Below are 15,586 nucleotides of genomic sequence, written 5' to 3'. Positions count from 1 at the left end.
CCTTCAGTCGGCCTCACCCAGTATGCCCATATCACCGGTGTAGCGCTCGACGTGACAAGCTTGGAGTCCGGGAAAATCGACGCCGGGGCTGCGACCCTGGTTGTCGGTGTAGACCGGGGTCATATTTGGTACCGCGAGTGGCGCCGTGCGGACAAGAGGGAGGAAATGCAAGTTCTTTGCCGCCATAACATCAGATTTACTATATGTAAGAATAACTGGCAGATATACCTTTCCTGCCGGCGTCGCAGAGCCTCTCGCTCGGGACCGTCCCGCTTCAAACAACTGAAAGGAGGCGATAATGCGACGCGCCGCAAGGGCCACTGCGGCCGGACTGATGGCGATTGTCATCGGGGTGACCGGCTGCTCGAGCAAGCACGACCCCAAACCGGCTGAGTACACCAACGTGACACAGCCCCGGCAGATTGGCGAGCACGTGTTCGTGACGGGCCCCCAGGTCCACCGCGACATGAAAGCCGCGCCAGACACTTCGGCCAAGTCACCGCAGATGCCACTGACCAGGCCGCTCGCGCCGGTACAGCACCTCACTCCGGACGGACCATTGAAGGCTCCAGTGAAGCTGGAGTTCAAGCTGCACCAGGCGCTACCCGCCGGCTCGATGGTGGTGATGGCGACGGCGGAGAGTCCGACCGGGCCGTGGACGCTGACGGAAAGCCAGCTATCTCCCGACCGCAAGTCGGCCTTTGTGGAGACCCCGCACCTGTCGTGGTGGGTTCCGCTCGTCGTGGATCTGCAGGCACTCGTGAAGGCGATTAATGACGACTTCTACGGTGGCCTGAGCGGCAACCTGACCACCCAGGCGAATGAGCCCGAGTGCCAGGACAAGAAGAAGGCCGACGAAGGCTTCTCTATCTCGTCCGAGGGCAAGATCGCCCTGATGTGGTGCTTCGGCATGCAGGATGGCAAGCGGGTGCTGAAGGTAGTCAACCGGATGCGCTACCCGCTGCAGCTGGACCGGTCGGGCCTGGGCGATCCGATTCGCAAGGGCTTTGTGCTGGAATTCCAGCAGCTGGCTCGAATCGGGTCCGGGGAGCAGACGATCATCTTCCCGTTCGAGGAGATCGTTTTCCCGGTGGATCTGAAGCCGGGGCACAGCGGCAAATTGCATGCGGAGTTTTCAGGTTGGGCGTTTACCTTTGCGCAGCTCGAAACCACCGCTACGCTGCTCCTGAATATCGCCAGTCGTGGCAAGGCCAGTGCTATGGAAAAGGGTCTGACCGTAAGCCGGTACACCGAAATTGCGGCCAAGGTGAATGAGCTACTCATGATCCCTGACTGCCTGGCGGCGGCGAACCCGAAAGACTTCAATGCCGGCAAGCTGATCGGGGCGTGCTTCAAGGATGAGTGGATCAAGGAAGCTTTCGGCTGGAAGAGTTACCTACTCGTGCCGCTGATGACCTTCGGTCCGCTGCTGGAGTTCCTGCGCAGTTCGTTCAACGCCGTGTTCGACATCATGAATGGTCGTGCGAAATACCAGATCACGCTGCGCCGGGAGGAGAGCCTGGACCTGCGAGGCTTTGTCGGTCAGTGGGAGTTCAACTGCCCACTGGTTGCCACGCCTCGGTTCCTGACTATCCGCACCAATGGCACCGCCGACTGGGTGGATGGCGAGGCGCTCTGGCGGCTGCGGCTGTCTCGCACGGGCAACGGTGAGCTCTACGGCAAGGTCGTGTCCCAGGTGAACGGCATCGACCGCATCGGGTTTGTCGTTCATGTCGTGAAGCAGGGTCCGGATGCTGTCGAACTGGCGGCAGAGGGTCTATACGACCTGTTCTATCGTCCGCAATCACAGGCTTGGCGAGATGCTGGCGCCTCCTGCTAGGGCGCCTCGTCATGCAGCCTTGAACGGGTAATCCGCCGTTCCTCGAAGAAAGCGAAAAGAGGCTACAGAATGCGACGAACTGTTCGCCTGGCCGCCAGCGTTGTGGCGCTGGCCTTGCCGTCTACGGGATGCTCTTCGGACGACAACAAGCCGAAGCTGCACCAGGTGTCCAACCAGTCGGTCGGCGCCGATGTCAGCGTAACGGGCAATGTGCCGGAGAAGCTGACGGTCAAGGCGACCGACAGGGTGACGGCCAGGCTGCAGGGCGTCAAGCCGCTGGCGTCGGCGCTCAAGTTCAGCCCCGCTGCCGACGTCTCGCCGTCCGCTGCCGTGTCCATTGGCCTGAAAGAGGCGATGGCAACCGGCAAGACGGTACTGGTGGCCGTGGCCGACAACGACAAGGGCCCGTGGAAGCTTGTCCAGGCCGACCTGTCGGCCGACCGCAAAACCGTTCAGGTGCAGACCTCGCACCTGTACGCCCGGTGGCAGCTGCTGGAGCCGGACGTGCCGGCCATCCGCGAGCTGTTCGTGCGGGAGCTGGCTGCCGCCATGCAGGGCGACCTGAAGACCGACGCGCCGGCGCCGAAGTGCGAGAACGAAGCCCAGGCGAAGGCCGGCCTCGACATGGCCATGTTGCCCCAGGACAGTCTGCTGTGGTGTGCCGGCATGACCAGCGGCAAGCACGTGGTGAAGATCGTGAATCCGATGCGCTATCCGCTCCGGGTTTCCGCCGTGGTCCGTGACGCCGACAGCACCAGTGGCAACAGCGCCACCTCCGTTCCGACGAAGGCGCGCCACTTCAAGCAGCTGGAACGGACCACGGGGAACATGCTCCTGCCCTATGAGGAGCGCACGTTCCTGGTCCAGGTCAAGCCCAAGCAGATCATGAGCCTGTCGGCCGAATTTGACCGTGAGGCCTACGGCCTGGGCACCTTCCAGGCTACCGTAACGGCGCTCATGAACGTGGTTTCGGACCTGGTGGCTGGCGGCCCAAAGTATTCCGGCAAGCTCAGCGCGGCCAGTTACGTCGAAATCGCCAATGTTATGGATCAGCTCCTTAAGAACGACATGTGCTCCGCGCGGGCGACCGGCGAGGGCACGCAACGCGAATTCGACGTCCGCAAGTACGACTTCACCGGCATGGTGCGGGAGTGCTTCAGCGGTGCGTACGTGAAGCCGGCCTTCGGCTGGCAGAAGGATCTGGTACTCCCGATCATGAAGGAGGACCAGACCAACGCCTACTACTCGGAGGCGTTCCACGCGCTCGGCGACAAGGTAAATGCGGCCGAGCACGCTCGACTGTGGGTGGTTCCCAGCGCCGGCCAGCCGAGTCTGGACCCGGCCACGCTGACGGGCCGCTGGACGTACGACTGCAACGACAACAATCGCCACATCGTCACCATCATAGACGCCAACGGCAAGGTCGAGTGGTCGGAGAACGACGGCGAGAAGACGGCGTCCATGCACTTTTTCAAGGCCGGCGGCAAGCTGATGGCGGTGGTCGACAAGTCGTTCTACCAGGGGCAGGAGATCCTGCGCCTGTCGCAGGCGGCCGACGTCGACTGGATGCCGCCGCTGATGACGCTGGAGGTCTTCCAGGACCGGTGGTACGGCCTGGTGTTTAACGGAAACTCACTTTCCGGCCAGCAGGGCGGCGGCCTCTACGCCGAAAATGAGGTTCAGACCCAGTGCTAGTGCCCCGTCATGCAGCCTTGAACGGGTAATCCGGGTGGCGGATCTTGGAGTCGGTAGCGAGTGCGGTTTTCGGTCGGGCTCGTTGGTTGGGCCAGCGGATGTAGTCGCCAATGGCCGCGTCCTGTTCGGCGTGGGTGCGGTGGTCGGTGCCGTTGAGGGCGAAGTAGCGCAGTGCGGCGAACTCGGCTTCGATCCAGTTCAGCCAGGACCCGTAGGTCGGCAGGAACTCCAGTTCCACCTGGTTGGCGGCGCACCACGCGCGGACCTCGGGGTGCTTGTGCGGGGAGTTGTCCAGGATCAGGTAGAGGCGCTGGTCGGGCCAGCGGCGGCGCAGGTCTTGAGGAAGGCCAGGAACTCGCGCCAGCGTTTACGGTCGCGGATGCGGTAATGCAGGCGCCCGGTGGCCAGGTCGAGGGCGGCGATCATGTGCCGCACCCCCTGGTCACGGGTGTAGGTGGCACGCAGCCGCACCGGCTGACCCTGCGGGCGCCAGGCCCGGCCGGGTCGGGGTTGCAGGTTCAGCGGCCCGAACTCGTCAACGTAGATCGCCCCCGTCCGCGGGCGGGTGGTCGTAGAGGTCCAGGATCCGGCGCATCTTTGCGGTGAAGTCGGGGTCGGTGCTGGCCTTCCACGTCTTCGTGGCCTGCCACGACACGCCACGCTCGTGCAGGATCCGCCGAATCGTCTCGACGCTGATCGCCGCGACGTAGCCAGCCTCAATCAGGTAGTCGCGCAGCTTGGCAAGGGACCAGCAGGAGAACGGTTTGCCGAGGAAACGGGGGTCGCACCGGGCGATGACACAGATCCAGTCCCGGGTCTGCTTATCGATCCGTCTCGGTGCGCCCCCGCTCCATTCTGGGTCCAACGCGTCGAACCCCCGCTCGTTAAACGCGTGGATCACGTCCCGCACGTAGTCCTCCGTCACCTTCAACAGGTGGGCGATGTCCGGTGCCGGCTGCCCCTGGGCGGACATCAGCACCACGATCGCCCGGCGCAGCTTCACCGGATCCTTCGCCGTCCGAGTGACCCGCTGCAACCGCTGACCCTCGGCCATCGACACCTGCCGGACGAACACCTCCGGGCGTCTACCCACCGGCCACCACCTCCCACCGTGAACGATGAGAGAGAGCCTGCTATTGGGTAGTACTGCCGCCGCAGCCCGTTGGTGTTCTCGCTGGTGCCGCGTTGCCAATGGCTACGCGGATCGGCGAAAAACACCGGGGTGTGTGCTCGCCATGCCACTTCACCTGGTGGTCAGGTCCGGCACCCGAGGGCTGATCGCTTTGGCGTATCTGGCCGTGATGGTGGTGGGATGGGTGATGGAGCTGCCGACGACGACTGCGTGCGCACCCATCTCGAGACACCGCACGGCGTCCTCGGGCGTTCGCACCCGCCCTTCGGCGAGGACGGGCACGTCGGACTGCCTGACCAGGTTCGCGAGGAGCTCGAAGTCCGGCCCGTCGGTCGGTGGGCGCTCCCCGGTGTAGCCGGCGAGTGTGGTGGCGACGCAGTCGACTCCAGCGGCGGTACTGGCGACGGCGTCGCCCTCGGAGCCACAGTCGGCCATGGCGAGAGCGCCCTGGTCCTGGATCGCGTCGACACAGTCGGCGAGGCTCTCACCGCCGGGCCTTCGTCGGGTGGTGCCGTCGAAGGCCACGATGTCGGCGCCGGCTTGCGCGACGGCGACGCAGTCGGCGACTGTCGGCGTGATGAAGACGCCGTCGGTCCCGACCTTCACGAGGCCGACGATCGGCACGTCCAGCGTCCTTCGCATCAGGGCGATGTCCTGAAGACCCTGCGCGCGGATCGCGATCGCACCACCGAGGACCGCAGCCTGCGCCATCGCGGTCATGATGTGGGGCTCGCGGAGCGGCTCGCCCGGATAGGCCTGGCACGAGACGATGAGACCGCCGTGCAGGGACGCGAGGATTTCCTGGCTCACGCAGCCGCCTCTCGACGCTGAGAGTAGTGGGCGGCGCCCCTGAGGGCCAGCCACGCTGTCGGTTCAGAGATGACCAGCGGGGTCTGTTCGAGCGCGGGGATGAGCGTCGCCGAGTAGGCGTCGCGCAGTGCGCTCTCCCAGTGGCGTCCGCCCTGGGACACGCCGCCGGTAACCACGACCAGATCGGGGTCGAAGGCGTTCGTCAGGCCGCCCGCGGCGGCACCCACCGCGGCGGCGCCGAGGCGGATCGCCTCCGCGGCGATCGGATCGACGTCGACGCGGGCGAAGAGGTCCCGTGCGCTCTCCACGCCGGCGTGTCCGCCGTGCTCCCGGTACCACCGGAGGATGCCCGGCCCGCTGGCGATGGCCTCCAGATGTCCGGTCCTGCCGCAGTAACAGGGAATACCAACGGCCTGCGGCACGGCGAGGTGGCCGAAGTGCCCGGCTGCGCAGTGGCCGCCGAGCAGTGGCATCCGGGAAGTCACGTACGAGCCGCCCACCCCGGTGCCGACCGCGAGGACCAGCACGCTGTCCGCGTCCCGGGCGACGCCGTAGACGGCTTCCCCGAGCGCGAACGCGTGCCCGTCGCCGAGCACGTGCACCGGGTGACCGAGTGCACTGGTGAGATGTTCGGCGATCGGGGTGCCTGGCCAGCCGGAGATGCTGGAGGTGGCGCCGAGGACGGTCCCCGTCGCGGCGTCGATGACGCCGGCAGCCGAGATGCCCGCCGCCTCGACGTTGTCGTCGGCTGTCGCCGTCAGCAACGACACCACCGTGTCCAGCACGGCGCGGGCGCCGGTGGAGGGCGTGGCGGCCGTACGGACGTGCCCGATGATGGTGCCGTCGGAAGCCAGCAGCGCGGCCGCGATCTTGGTACCGCCGATGTCTGCGGCCAGGAAGGTCACAGGTCCCTCCGCACGACGATGTCGAAGTTGTACCGGTCACCGCGGTAGATGGTCTCGGCGTACTCGACCTGCTGCCCGCGGTCGGAGAAGGTCACCCGCGCCACGAGCAGGGCGGCTGCGCCGACGGCCTGGTCCAGGAGCTTGGCCTGGTACGGGTCCAGGTTGACGGCTCTGATCGTCTGCGTCGCACGCGAGACGTTGATGTCGACGAGCTTGAGCTGTTCGTAGAGCGACCCGGAGGCGTCCAGCTCGTCCGGGTCGATCAGGTCGGCGAGGACGAAGACGTTCTCGATCGCCATGGGCATCCCGTCGGCCAGGCGTAGGCGGCTGACGCTGACCAGGGGCGTTTCGGGCGCGACGTCGAGGGCGGCGGCCGTCTCGGTGGATGCGGGCACCGTGCCATAGCTCAGGACCGTGCTCGCCGGCTCCATGCCTCGTTGGCGCATGTCCTCGGAGAAGCCGGTCAGTCGCAGCGACTTGGTCACGAATGCCGGATCGGCGACGTAGGTGCCGGAGCCCTGGACCTTGTAGACGAGCCCCTTTCGGATCAGCAGCTGGATGGCCTGGCGTACGGTCACCCGGCTCACGCCGTACTCCTCCATGAGTCGGCGTTCGGTGCGCAGCCCCTCGTGGGGTTGCATCGCGCGGACGCGGCGCTCCAAGGAGTTGGCCACGATTTCGTACTTCGGAGCTGGGCGTCGCCGGGGCGAGCGCTCGGACGTACTCATCGACTACCCCTTGACCGCGCCCGAGGCCAACCCGCTGACCAGGTACCGCTGGGCGAACACGGCGAACAGTACGGGCGGCAGCGTGGAGAGCACCGTTGCCGCGGAGATGTCACCCCAGCGGATCCCGGTGCTGGTCACGAAGTTCGCGGCGCCAAGGGTCACCGGCGTCGCGTTGGACGAGGACAGGACCAGGGCGAAGAGGTAGTCGTTCCAGGAGAACACGAACACCAGCACGGCGACCGCGACCAGGGTCGGCGCGATCATGGGTAGCACCACCGACCGCAGGGTGCGGTAGGTACTGGCCCCATCGACCCAGGCCGACTCCTCCACCTCGACCGGGATGTCCCGGAAGCCCGCGCTGAGCAGGATGATGCCGAGCGGCAGGTTGAGAAATGTGTTGGCCAGGATCAGCGTCGGCACCGTGTCGATCAACGTCAGGTTCGACATGAGGAGAAAATACGGGACGGTGAAGAAGATCGCGGGAAGCAATCGCAGGCCACTGGACGCGTTCAGGATCAGTCGGCCACCGAAACCGAGCCGAACCGCGGCATAGGTGGCCGGCACCGCGATGATCAGCACCAGCGCCACGGCGCCGAGTGCGATCAGGGTGGAATTGAGGAAGAACTGGGGGAAGTCGTAGCCGTTGGCCCCCAGCGTGTTGGAGTAGTGCGTCAGCGTCGGAGTGAAGTCCAGCGACAGTGCGCCGCGGCCGATGTCACCGTCGGTCTTGAAGCTGACCAGGAGGGCGTTCATCCAGGGGATGTTGACCGCCAGGGCGATCACCGCCACGACGAGGCTGATCGGCCAGGACTTCTTCCTCGCCGGCACGCGGCGGACTCCGTTCGTCGTCACGATCGATTCCCCGTTTCTCGCGAGACGCGATTGACCATGAAGGGCACCAGTGGCAGAAGCGCCAGCATGAGAATCGTGGACGCTGCCGCCGCCAACCCGAACTGGCCGGACTCGAAGGCGGTCTTGTAGATGAAGATGCTCATCGTGGTGGTCTTGGTGCCGGGCCCACCGGCGGTCAGGACGTAGATCACGTCGAAGGTACGGATGGCGTCGACGAACCGCAGGAAGACGGCGACCGCGAGGACCGGCGTGAGGATCGGAAGGACGATCCTGGTGAGGGTACGCAGCGGACCTGCGCCGTCGACCTGGGCGGCCTCCAGCACCTCGTTCGGGAAGGACTGCAGGCCGGCGTAGATGATGAGGAACACGAACGGCGTCCACTGCACGACGTCCAGCACCACGAGGAGTGGGATCACCGAATCCGGCGCGAACAGCGACACCTGAGCGCCGAAATGGTCGAGGATCGCGGGTATCAGGCCGATGTCGCCGTTGAGCAGGAGCCGGAACGTGACGCCGAGCAGCGCCGGGGCGATCATGATCGGCACCAGGAGCGCCGTGAACAGGGCCTTCTTTCCGGGGAACGTCCGGTTCATCAGGAGGGCCAACCCCAGCCCGAGCAGCACCTCCAGCAGGGTGACGGTGACGGCGAACCCCACCGTGAACCGGGCCGCCTGGGCGAAACCCGCCGAGGCGAACAGGTCCCAGTAGTTCTGCAGCCCCGCGAAAGGCGTGGACGGCGCCTGCAGGTCCAGCTCGTAGAAGCTGGCCTGGACGCCCTGGTAGACCGGAAAGACCACGAACACCAGCGAGAAGAGAATGAGTGGGGAGGTCAGCACCCACTTCGCTCGCCGCGAGCTACCTGCGGACATGTCGCCCTTCCTCGGGGGCCTTTCTGTCCGGCGTCACGCGCCGGACAGAAAGGCCCGTGACTCACTTCAACAGTTCCTGAAGGTTCGCGTTCGCGGCCTTCAGGGCCGATGCGGCGTCCTTCTCCCCGACCCACGCGGCGCTCAGTTCCTCGGCCAGTTTGCTGTAGGCCTGGAAGGTGTTGGGGAACACCGGGGCCGTGTAGCCGTACTTGTCGATCGACTCGGCGATCGAGGTGAAGGCGGGATTGACGGCGGCCTTCTGCTCGAGCACGGCGGGCATGGCGGGAATCCCGCCGGCCTCCGCGTAGGTGGCCATCGTGTCCGGTGCGGCGAGGTAGCTGAGGAACTTCTTGGCGGCCGCCTTGTTCTGCGAATACTTGTTCAACGCGACCGCCAGGGCGTGCACGTGGGTCTTCTGGCCCGGTACCGGCGCGATCGCGATCTTGCCCGCCACGTCCGGCGACTTGGTCTTGTCGTTGAGTTCGGCGAACCCGGCCGACCACTGCACCGCGAACGCCGCGTTCCCCGACTTCAGCGCCGCCTGGGTCTCCGGGAACTCGGCCTGTGCGCTGTCCGGCGACGTCCACCCGCTGGTGTAGATGTCCGCGTACAGCTTGACCGCCTTCTCCGCCTCAGGGGTGGCCAGGTTGGCGTCGCCGGCCGAGTTGGTCCAGCTGCCGCCCATGCCCCAGAGCACGTCGTCCCAGATCATCGTGTTGTAGAGCAGATTCTTGGCCGGCAGGATCGTCCCGTGCCGGGTGGGCGACGCGGCGTTCGTCTTCTTCGAGAAGTACGCCGCCATTACCTTGTAGTCGTCCCAGTCCCACTGGTCCGCGGGCTTCGGCGCCCGCTTCGCGCCGAGCACCTTCGCAGCGACCGCCTCGTACGCCTGCCGCTGGGCCGGGTCCCGCAGCAGGGCGTCGACGAGGTCCTTGCGGTACAGCAGGAAGTGGTTGCTGACGTCCAGCGGCAGCGCGTACTGCTTGCCCTGGTACTTCAGGCCGTCCACGGCGACGGGGAAGTAGTTCTCGGTGGCGATGTCGGTCAGCGGATCGAGCGAGGCGGCGTACTGGCCCACGTTGTAGCTGGCCACGAAGTAGATGTCCTGGTCGCTGGACTTGGCGGCCATCAGCGTGGCCTCCTTGGAGAAGGTGTCCTGCCGCGAGAGCAGGGTCATCTCGACCTTGGTGCCCTCGGTCCTGCCCAGGCCAGCGTTGTACTTCTCCACCACCTTCGCCATCGCCTCGCCCTCCGGGCCGGGCCAGAGGACCATCTTGACTGTTCCCTTGCCACTGCCCTCACCACCGCCGGCGCCACCGCCGGTGCTCGGCGCGCACCCGGTCAGGGCCACCGAGCCCGCCAGGAGGAGGGCGGCGGTCGCCCTCGTGTATCTGCCCATCAGGAACTCCTCTGTTTCGAACGCATCGCGACGTGCCTCAGTACGGAAGGATGTGAATCGAGGTGTTGCCACCCTGGTCGGAGTCCCGTCCCCGACGCCGGCGACGGGACTCCCCCAGTGAGATCACTTGCCCGCGGTGTCCTTCATCAGCCGCTGGACGTCCGGCCAGGAGAGCGCGCCCCGCAGCAGCCGCATCGAGTCGAGGTGGGCGGCGAGGTACTCGTTCCCGTTGGGGGTGCGGCCGAGGGTGTCGGCGACCGCGGGGTCTCCCCAGTGGTACTCGGTGGAGTCGAAGGCCGTCCCCGTGGCGCTCGTCTGGGCGAGGGCGTAGCCGTCGACGTACGCGCGGATGTCGTTGCCGGCGAAGTCGATCGTCACGGCGACGTGATGCCACCGGCCCGGCTGGATCGACCAGGCGCCGAACACCTGGGAGAGTGCCTCACCGGGGTAGTCGGTACGGGCGCCGACCGCGATCCGGGGAGTCGCACCGCTGTTGTCGACGCTGACGTCGATACCGCCCCGCCGGTTGGTGATCCGGCTGACGAACAGCCGCTGCCAGCCGGGCTTGGTCACGTCGAGTTTCACCCAGGCGGCGACCGTCACGCCCGGGGCGCCGTCCAGGTCCTTGCCCGTCTGGTTGGTCAGGTTGACGTAGTCGTCGACGCCGTCGAGGGTGATCCCACGGCCCGACTTGCCCGCCGACCGGGTCGCGCCGATGAGGACGCCGTGGTTGTTCCGGCCTGAACTGTCGCCCGCCCGGTAGCCGGTCGGCTCCTCGAAGTCCCACGCGCCGACGAGGTCGGAGTGCCAGGGTGCCGGGGCTTCGACGGCCCGTTCAGGTGCTGAGGGCGGCGTCCCCGAGCCGTTCTCGATCTGGTCGAACTCGGCGGACACGGAGTCGGCCACGTCCGTGCGGTCGGTCCCCTCGGCGGGGAAGAAGCGCTTGTCGGTCAGGTAGAGCAGGGCACCGATCGCGATGGGGGCGTTGGTCCAGCCGACCTGCACCGAGTAGGGGCCCCAGCCGCGGTCAGCGCTGCTGCCGTAGTACTCCCAGTTCTTGTAGTCGAACGCGCGCATCCAGGTGCCGTCGAGCGAATCCTGCGAGCTCTCGATCTGGATCCGGGCGAGATAGTCCAGCAGCTTCTCCTGGATTCCCCGGAACGTCGGATCCTTCGTCGCCTCGTAGGCGAGCTGGAGGTTCATCGACAGCAGCCCGAGGCTGTAGAGCTGGTCGGTGACCGGGTCGCCGTTCTCCTGGAAGATGCTGTTCTCGCCCGTGCCGTAGGCGTCGTTGCTCGTCGGGTTGCGCCCGTCCAGCTCGGGGATCGCCCCGGTCTCGGGGTCCTGGTGCTCGCGCAGGTAGTCGGCGATCTCGAGCATCGTCGCCTTGTACCGCGGCTCCTTCGTGTACCGGTAGGCGGCCGCGAGCGGGAGAAGGTACCGCGCGGAGGCCGCCGTCCTGCTGGTCTCGATGCCGACCGCTGGATACTCGGCGATCATCCGGTCGAGCCCCTTGGTGGCCGCGGTCAGGTACCGGTCGTCGCCGGTCAGGGCGTACGCGTACAGCATGGCGGCCTGCGGTTGGCTCTGCCAGTGCGGGTCCAGGGCGATGCCGTCCTGGTCCGGGATCGCCGCGGTGCCCTGCCATCCACGGGCGAGCAGGTCCTTGTAACCGGGCCGCTTGATCGCGTACAGGCCGGTGTCCGCGTTCGCCGTGCGGACGAGGGCCTCAACGCCCCGCAGGCCGTCCTGGAGGGTCGACGTCTTGTCGTTCTGGGCGAACCACGCGAGCGACATCAGGCTCAGCCAGCCCTGGTCGTCGGGGTAGAGCCAGCCGAGGTCGCCGTGTTCCTTGGTGTCGTAGCCCCGCGTCGACCACGAGCCGTACAGGTAGTTGTTCTCGCGAAGCAGCATCCGGTCGAGGACGAGGTCCATGAGGTTGTTCGCGGTACGCCCGTAGCGCTTCTCACCGGTCAACGCGCCGTAGAGCTGGAAGGCGTACGCGCTCTGCACGAAGCTGTCGCCGCGGGTCCGTTCCCGGAAGCGGTGGGTCCCGTCGGTCTGGAGCTCCGACACCAGGCCCTCGGCGACGCCGCCCTCGCCGCCGTCGCGGTAGTAGAGCATGCCGGCCCTGTCGTACCACTGCATGGTGCGGTCGACCATGCGACGGTACTTCTCGCGGCGGGGCAGCGCCTCCAGGGACACGGACGTGGTGCGCGCCCACGAATCCTCGCCGGCCGTGATCCGGTAGCGGTGGTCGCCCTTACGGAGCTGGGCCGCCGTCGACTCGTACCGCCCCGGTGCGGTCTCGCGCATCGGCAGTTGCCTGCCGTCGAGCGTCGCCGTGACCGTCCTGCCCGGCGCCGACCGGACGACGAGTTTCGCGGGGTCCGCGGGATCCACCCATTCGCGCGGCGAGGTCCACGCTTCGAGGGGGATCTCGTTCGCGCGTACCGCCTGCTGGGAGGCCGGCGGCAGCACCGACACGAGCAGGTCGTGCACCAGCTGTCGCCACTCGGCGCGGAGACCGTAGTTGCCTCGGTCGAAGTTGGACAACGCGGTGCTCGCGTACACCAGCGAGCCGTCGCCGCGCGGGATCCGGGACAGCGCCGGAGCCGTCCGCTCCGGGAGCCCGAACACGGCGTCGTAGACGCCGGCGACCTTGGCGTACACCAGCGGTGTGCTCGCCCCGGACGGAAGCTGCACCGGGAGGTAGTGCGACAGGTGCTCCTCCAGGACGGTGAGCGGCGCGAGGGCCTTGGTCGCCGGATCGTCGCCAGCCGCGACGATGCGCTCGAATTGCGCGCCGTTCGCCGCCGCCCCGGTTGCCGGCAGCAAATCGCCGGCGCCGGTCGCGTACTCCACGTACGCGGTCCTGCCGCCGCTGACGAAGGTGTCGACTCGGTCGACGGCGGCATCCGACAACTGCGTCGTGGCCGGGTACGTCTCCGACGTCACGACGACGGCGCCGTACCGGTCGAGGTCGGTGGTGGCGAGCGCGGCGACCGGGAAGCGGTCGCTCTCGACGTGCATCTCGGCGAAGAGTCGCGTGAAGGCTTCGCTGCGCTCGTTACCGAAGATCGCGACCTGGTCGACGACGTCGTCGGATACCGGCCGGCTGGTCGCGCCGGCGGGCGAGGGGGGTAGCGCAGCCGCTGCCAGTACGACGACGAGCGCTGAGGCCGCTCGTCTCCTCAGCCGGTGCAACCGTGGTACCTGCGACATCGCAACCTCCGGGTCTGCGTCCCGTCTCCTACCGTCTCTGTGGCGTCGCGTGGTGGAGCACGGACACGGCGCACCCGAGCCCATCGCACCCGCGACCCGCATCGGCGTTTGGTAGGAACCAATTGCCCGCCAGTAGACCGCGTCCACAAGGGGGTGTCAACAGTCGGTTTGGATCGACCGGAGCGACTTTCACGGTCGATGGGGATGCGACGTCGGCCCGACGGCGACGGACCGCCCGGGCACGCAGCTGGCGAAAGTCCAGCTCCTGCTACGTAGGCGTACGTCGGGACAGCCCCCGGGCGGCCACCACGTCGGGAGTCGATGCGCCCGCCACCGGCCGATTCCTCGGCCCGACTTCCCGGTCGACCCGCCGAACCTGTTGACACTCCCCTGCAGGCAGGGGTCTACTGGCGTCAGATTGGTCCCTACCACTGGGAGCCCCTCCATGACGTCTCCGAAGACCTCCCGCCGTGACCTGCTGCGCGGTGGCGCGATCGCCGGTCTGGGTATCGCCGTCGCCGGCAGCGTGGACGCGATCGCCGCTTCCCGCGCCGCCGCCCAGGTCACCCGCCGCTCAGCCGGTTACGGCCCGCTCATCCCGGATCCGAACGGCCTGCTGTCACTTCCCGCCGGGTTCTCCTACCAACTGGTCGCCCAGGCGGGGGTGACGACGTTGGAGACCGGTGAGCCGACCCCGGGTGACGCCGACGGCACCGCCTGCTTCAGTCACGGCGGCGGGTTCGTCCTGGTCAACAACCACGAGATCGACGGGAGCGAGTCGTTCGGCGTACCACCCCAGCCGGGGCTGACCTTCGACCCGGGAGCCCGGGGCGGCACCACGAACATCGTGGCCGACTCCACCGGCAAACGCGTCAGCGAGTACGTCAGCCTGGCCGGCACGCACAACAACTGCGCCGGTGGCCGTACCCCGTGGCAGACGTGGCTGACCTGCGAGGAGTCCGAGCAGCGGGCCGGGGGTACGTTCCAGCGCAACCACGGGTACGTCTTCGAGGTCGACCCCTTCGATCGGAGCGCGAACGTCGATCCGGTCCCACTGAAATTCCTCGGGCGCTATCCGCACGAGGCCGTGGCGGTCGACCGGGACACCTCGGCGATCTACCTGACCGAGGACGCGAACAACCCGCACGGGCTGTTCTACCGCTGGACGCCCCCGGGGTCCTTCCATGGCGGGAAGGGCGCGCTGCGCGGCCTGGCCCTCGGCGAGGGCGGCGACACCGCCGGACGACTGCAGGCGATGACCTGCTACAAGGGCACCACACACGTCCACGATCTCTGCCTTGCCACCAGGCCGGGCACGACGTACAAGGTGCGGTGGGTGGACGTTCCCGACCGCGACGCGGCGAACATCTCCGTACGCAGGCAGTTCGCCAACGACCAGGTGACGCGGAGCCGGAAGCTGGAGGGCGCCTACTGGGGTGACGGCGGGGCGTACTTCATCGCCAGCTTCGCCCGAACCACCGACGGCAGCGTCGTCGAGCACGATGGGCAGGTCTGGTTCTACGACCCGGCCACCGAGACGGTGACCCTCAGGACCATCTTCGGAGTGAACCCGGACCCGACGCAGGACACCGACTACGACGGCCCCGACAACATCGCCATCTCACCGTACGGCGGTCTCATCGTGGCCGAGGACGGCGCGGGCATCAACCATCTCATCGGAGTGACCGCGAAGGGCAACGACGCGTATCCTCTGGCACGCAACGACGTCAACGGCAGCGAGTTCACCGGGCCCACCTTCAGCGACGACGGGCGCATCCTGTTCGCCAACATCCACTCACCCGGCTACGTCTTTGCCATCAGTGGCCCCTGGAGTCGCTCCGCCAGCGGGGACCTGTGATCGGGCTCGGCCCGCCGCACGGCTCGGCGCGAGCCGTCGCGTCCGACCGGCACCGTCCTTTCGGAGCGGGACACGGATCCCGCTCCGGAAGGAGCCGCCGGGAAGTCCGGAACAGCCGACCTACCGGCCGGCTAGCGCCCTGATCTCGGCCAGCGCCGCCTGCCAGTGCATCGACTCGCGGTCCCTGCCGAGCCCGACGTGCTCCGCGCAGAACCAGACGGCGTTGTCCGGATGGCCGGCCCAGCCGTCGGCGGCACGCGTGTACCGTGCCAA

At 67.3% G+C, this 15,586-nt stretch carries 14 protein-coding genes; 3 read left to right on the top strand and 11 right to left on the bottom strand.

Annotation, left to right across the window (positions count from 1 at the left end; genetic code table 11):
- The first annotated feature begins 298 nt into the window (after window positions 1-298).
- Both ABZS80_RS06395 and ABZS80_RS06390 read left to right on the top strand, forming a co-directional pair.
- Window positions 299-1,840, top strand: a complete 1,542-nt coding sequence (locus ABZS80_RS06395) for a hypothetical protein (protein WP_355054746.1) — start codon at window positions 299-301, stop codon at window positions 1,838-1,840.
- Between the two features lie 69 nt (window positions 1,841-1,909).
- The gene (locus tag ABZS80_RS06390; RefSeq protein ID WP_355054745.1) at window positions 1,910-3,535 is read left to right on the top strand and encodes a hypothetical protein; all 1,626 of its coding nucleotides are present in this window, start codon (window positions 1,910-1,912) and stop codon (window positions 3,533-3,535) included.
- 7 nt (window positions 3,536-3,542) lie between these two features.
- On the opposite strand, the gene ABZS80_RS06385 is transcribed toward ABZS80_RS06390, so the two are convergent.
- From ABZS80_RS06385 to ABZS80_RS06340, 10 genes are all read right to left on the bottom strand, one after another.
- Window positions 3,543-3,830 carry a transposase gene (locus tag ABZS80_RS06385; RefSeq protein ID WP_355055063.1) on the bottom strand — a complete coding sequence of 96 codons (288 nt, stop codon included), beginning with the start codon at window positions 3,828-3,830 and terminating at the stop codon, window positions 3,543-3,545.
- 2 nt (window positions 3,831-3,832) lie between these two features.
- A complete protein-coding gene (locus tag ABZS80_RS06380) occupies window positions 3,833-4,006 on the bottom strand; it encodes a hypothetical protein (protein WP_355054744.1) in 174 nt (57 codons plus the stop codon).
- Between the two features lie 64 nt (window positions 4,007-4,070).
- Window positions 4,071-4,610 (bottom strand): helix-turn-helix domain-containing protein, encoded by a 540-nt coding sequence (locus ABZS80_RS06375; protein ID WP_355054743.1) that lies wholly within the window; start codon window positions 4,608-4,610, stop codon window positions 4,071-4,073.
- Between the two features lie 168 nt (window positions 4,611-4,778).
- Window positions 4,779-5,477 carry an N-acetylmannosamine-6-phosphate 2-epimerase gene (locus ABZS80_RS06370; RefSeq protein WP_355054742.1) on the bottom strand — a complete coding sequence of 233 codons (699 nt, stop codon included), beginning with the start codon at window positions 5,475-5,477 and terminating at the stop codon, window positions 4,779-4,781.
- Entirely contained in the window at window positions 5,474-6,382 is a 909-nt protein-coding gene (locus tag ABZS80_RS06365) for an ROK family protein (RefSeq protein ID WP_355054741.1), read from the bottom strand. Before ABZS80_RS06365 ends, ABZS80_RS06370 begins: the two co-directional genes overlap by 4 nt.
- Window positions 6,379-7,110 carry a GntR family transcriptional regulator gene (locus tag ABZS80_RS06360; RefSeq protein ID WP_355054740.1) on the bottom strand — a complete coding sequence of 244 codons (732 nt, stop codon included), beginning with the start codon at window positions 7,108-7,110 and terminating at the stop codon, window positions 6,379-6,381. The genes ABZS80_RS06365 and ABZS80_RS06360 overlap by 4 nt, the downstream gene beginning before the upstream one ends.
- Before the next feature lie 3 nt (window positions 7,111-7,113).
- The gene (locus tag ABZS80_RS06355; protein WP_355054739.1) at window positions 7,114-7,899 is read right to left on the bottom strand and encodes a carbohydrate ABC transporter permease; all 786 of its coding nucleotides are present in this window, start codon (window positions 7,897-7,899) and stop codon (window positions 7,114-7,116) included.
- Window positions 7,900-7,958: 59 nt separating this feature from the next.
- The gene (locus tag ABZS80_RS06350; RefSeq protein WP_355054738.1) at window positions 7,959-8,831 is read right to left on the bottom strand and encodes a sugar ABC transporter permease; all 873 of its coding nucleotides are present in this window, start codon (window positions 8,829-8,831) and stop codon (window positions 7,959-7,961) included.
- A 61-nt stretch (window positions 8,832-8,892) separates the two neighbouring features.
- Window positions 8,893-10,230, bottom strand: coding sequence for an extracellular solute-binding protein (locus ABZS80_RS06345; protein ID WP_355054737.1), 1,338 nt, complete (start codon window positions 10,228-10,230; stop codon window positions 8,893-8,895).
- 123 nt (window positions 10,231-10,353) lie between these two features.
- On the bottom strand, window positions 10,354-13,455 hold the full coding sequence (locus ABZS80_RS06340) for a LamG-like jellyroll fold domain-containing protein (RefSeq protein WP_355054736.1): 3,102 nt from the start codon (window positions 13,453-13,455) through the stop codon (window positions 10,354-10,356).
- 445 nt (window positions 13,456-13,900) lie between these two features.
- Here ABZS80_RS06340 and ABZS80_RS06335 point away from each other — a divergent pair, with 445 nt between their 5' ends.
- Entirely contained in the window at window positions 13,901-15,313 is a 1,413-nt protein-coding gene (locus ABZS80_RS06335; RefSeq protein WP_355054735.1) for an alkaline phosphatase PhoX, read from the top strand.
- Between the two features lie 120 nt (window positions 15,314-15,433).
- Here the strand turns inward: ABZS80_RS06335 and ABZS80_RS06330 are convergent, their stop codons facing one another.
- Complete coding sequence (locus tag ABZS80_RS06330) at window positions 15,434-15,586, bottom strand: hypothetical protein (protein WP_355054734.1); 153 nt, start codon at window positions 15,584-15,586, stop codon at window positions 15,434-15,436.

This window comes from Micromonospora sp. NPDC005305 (assembly GCF_040607315.1).
Taxonomy (GTDB): Bacteria; Actinomycetota; Actinomycetes; order Mycobacteriales; family Micromonosporaceae; genus Micromonospora.
Note: the sequence above shows the minus strand (reverse complement) of the source record. Positions and strands in the feature narration are given on the sequence as shown.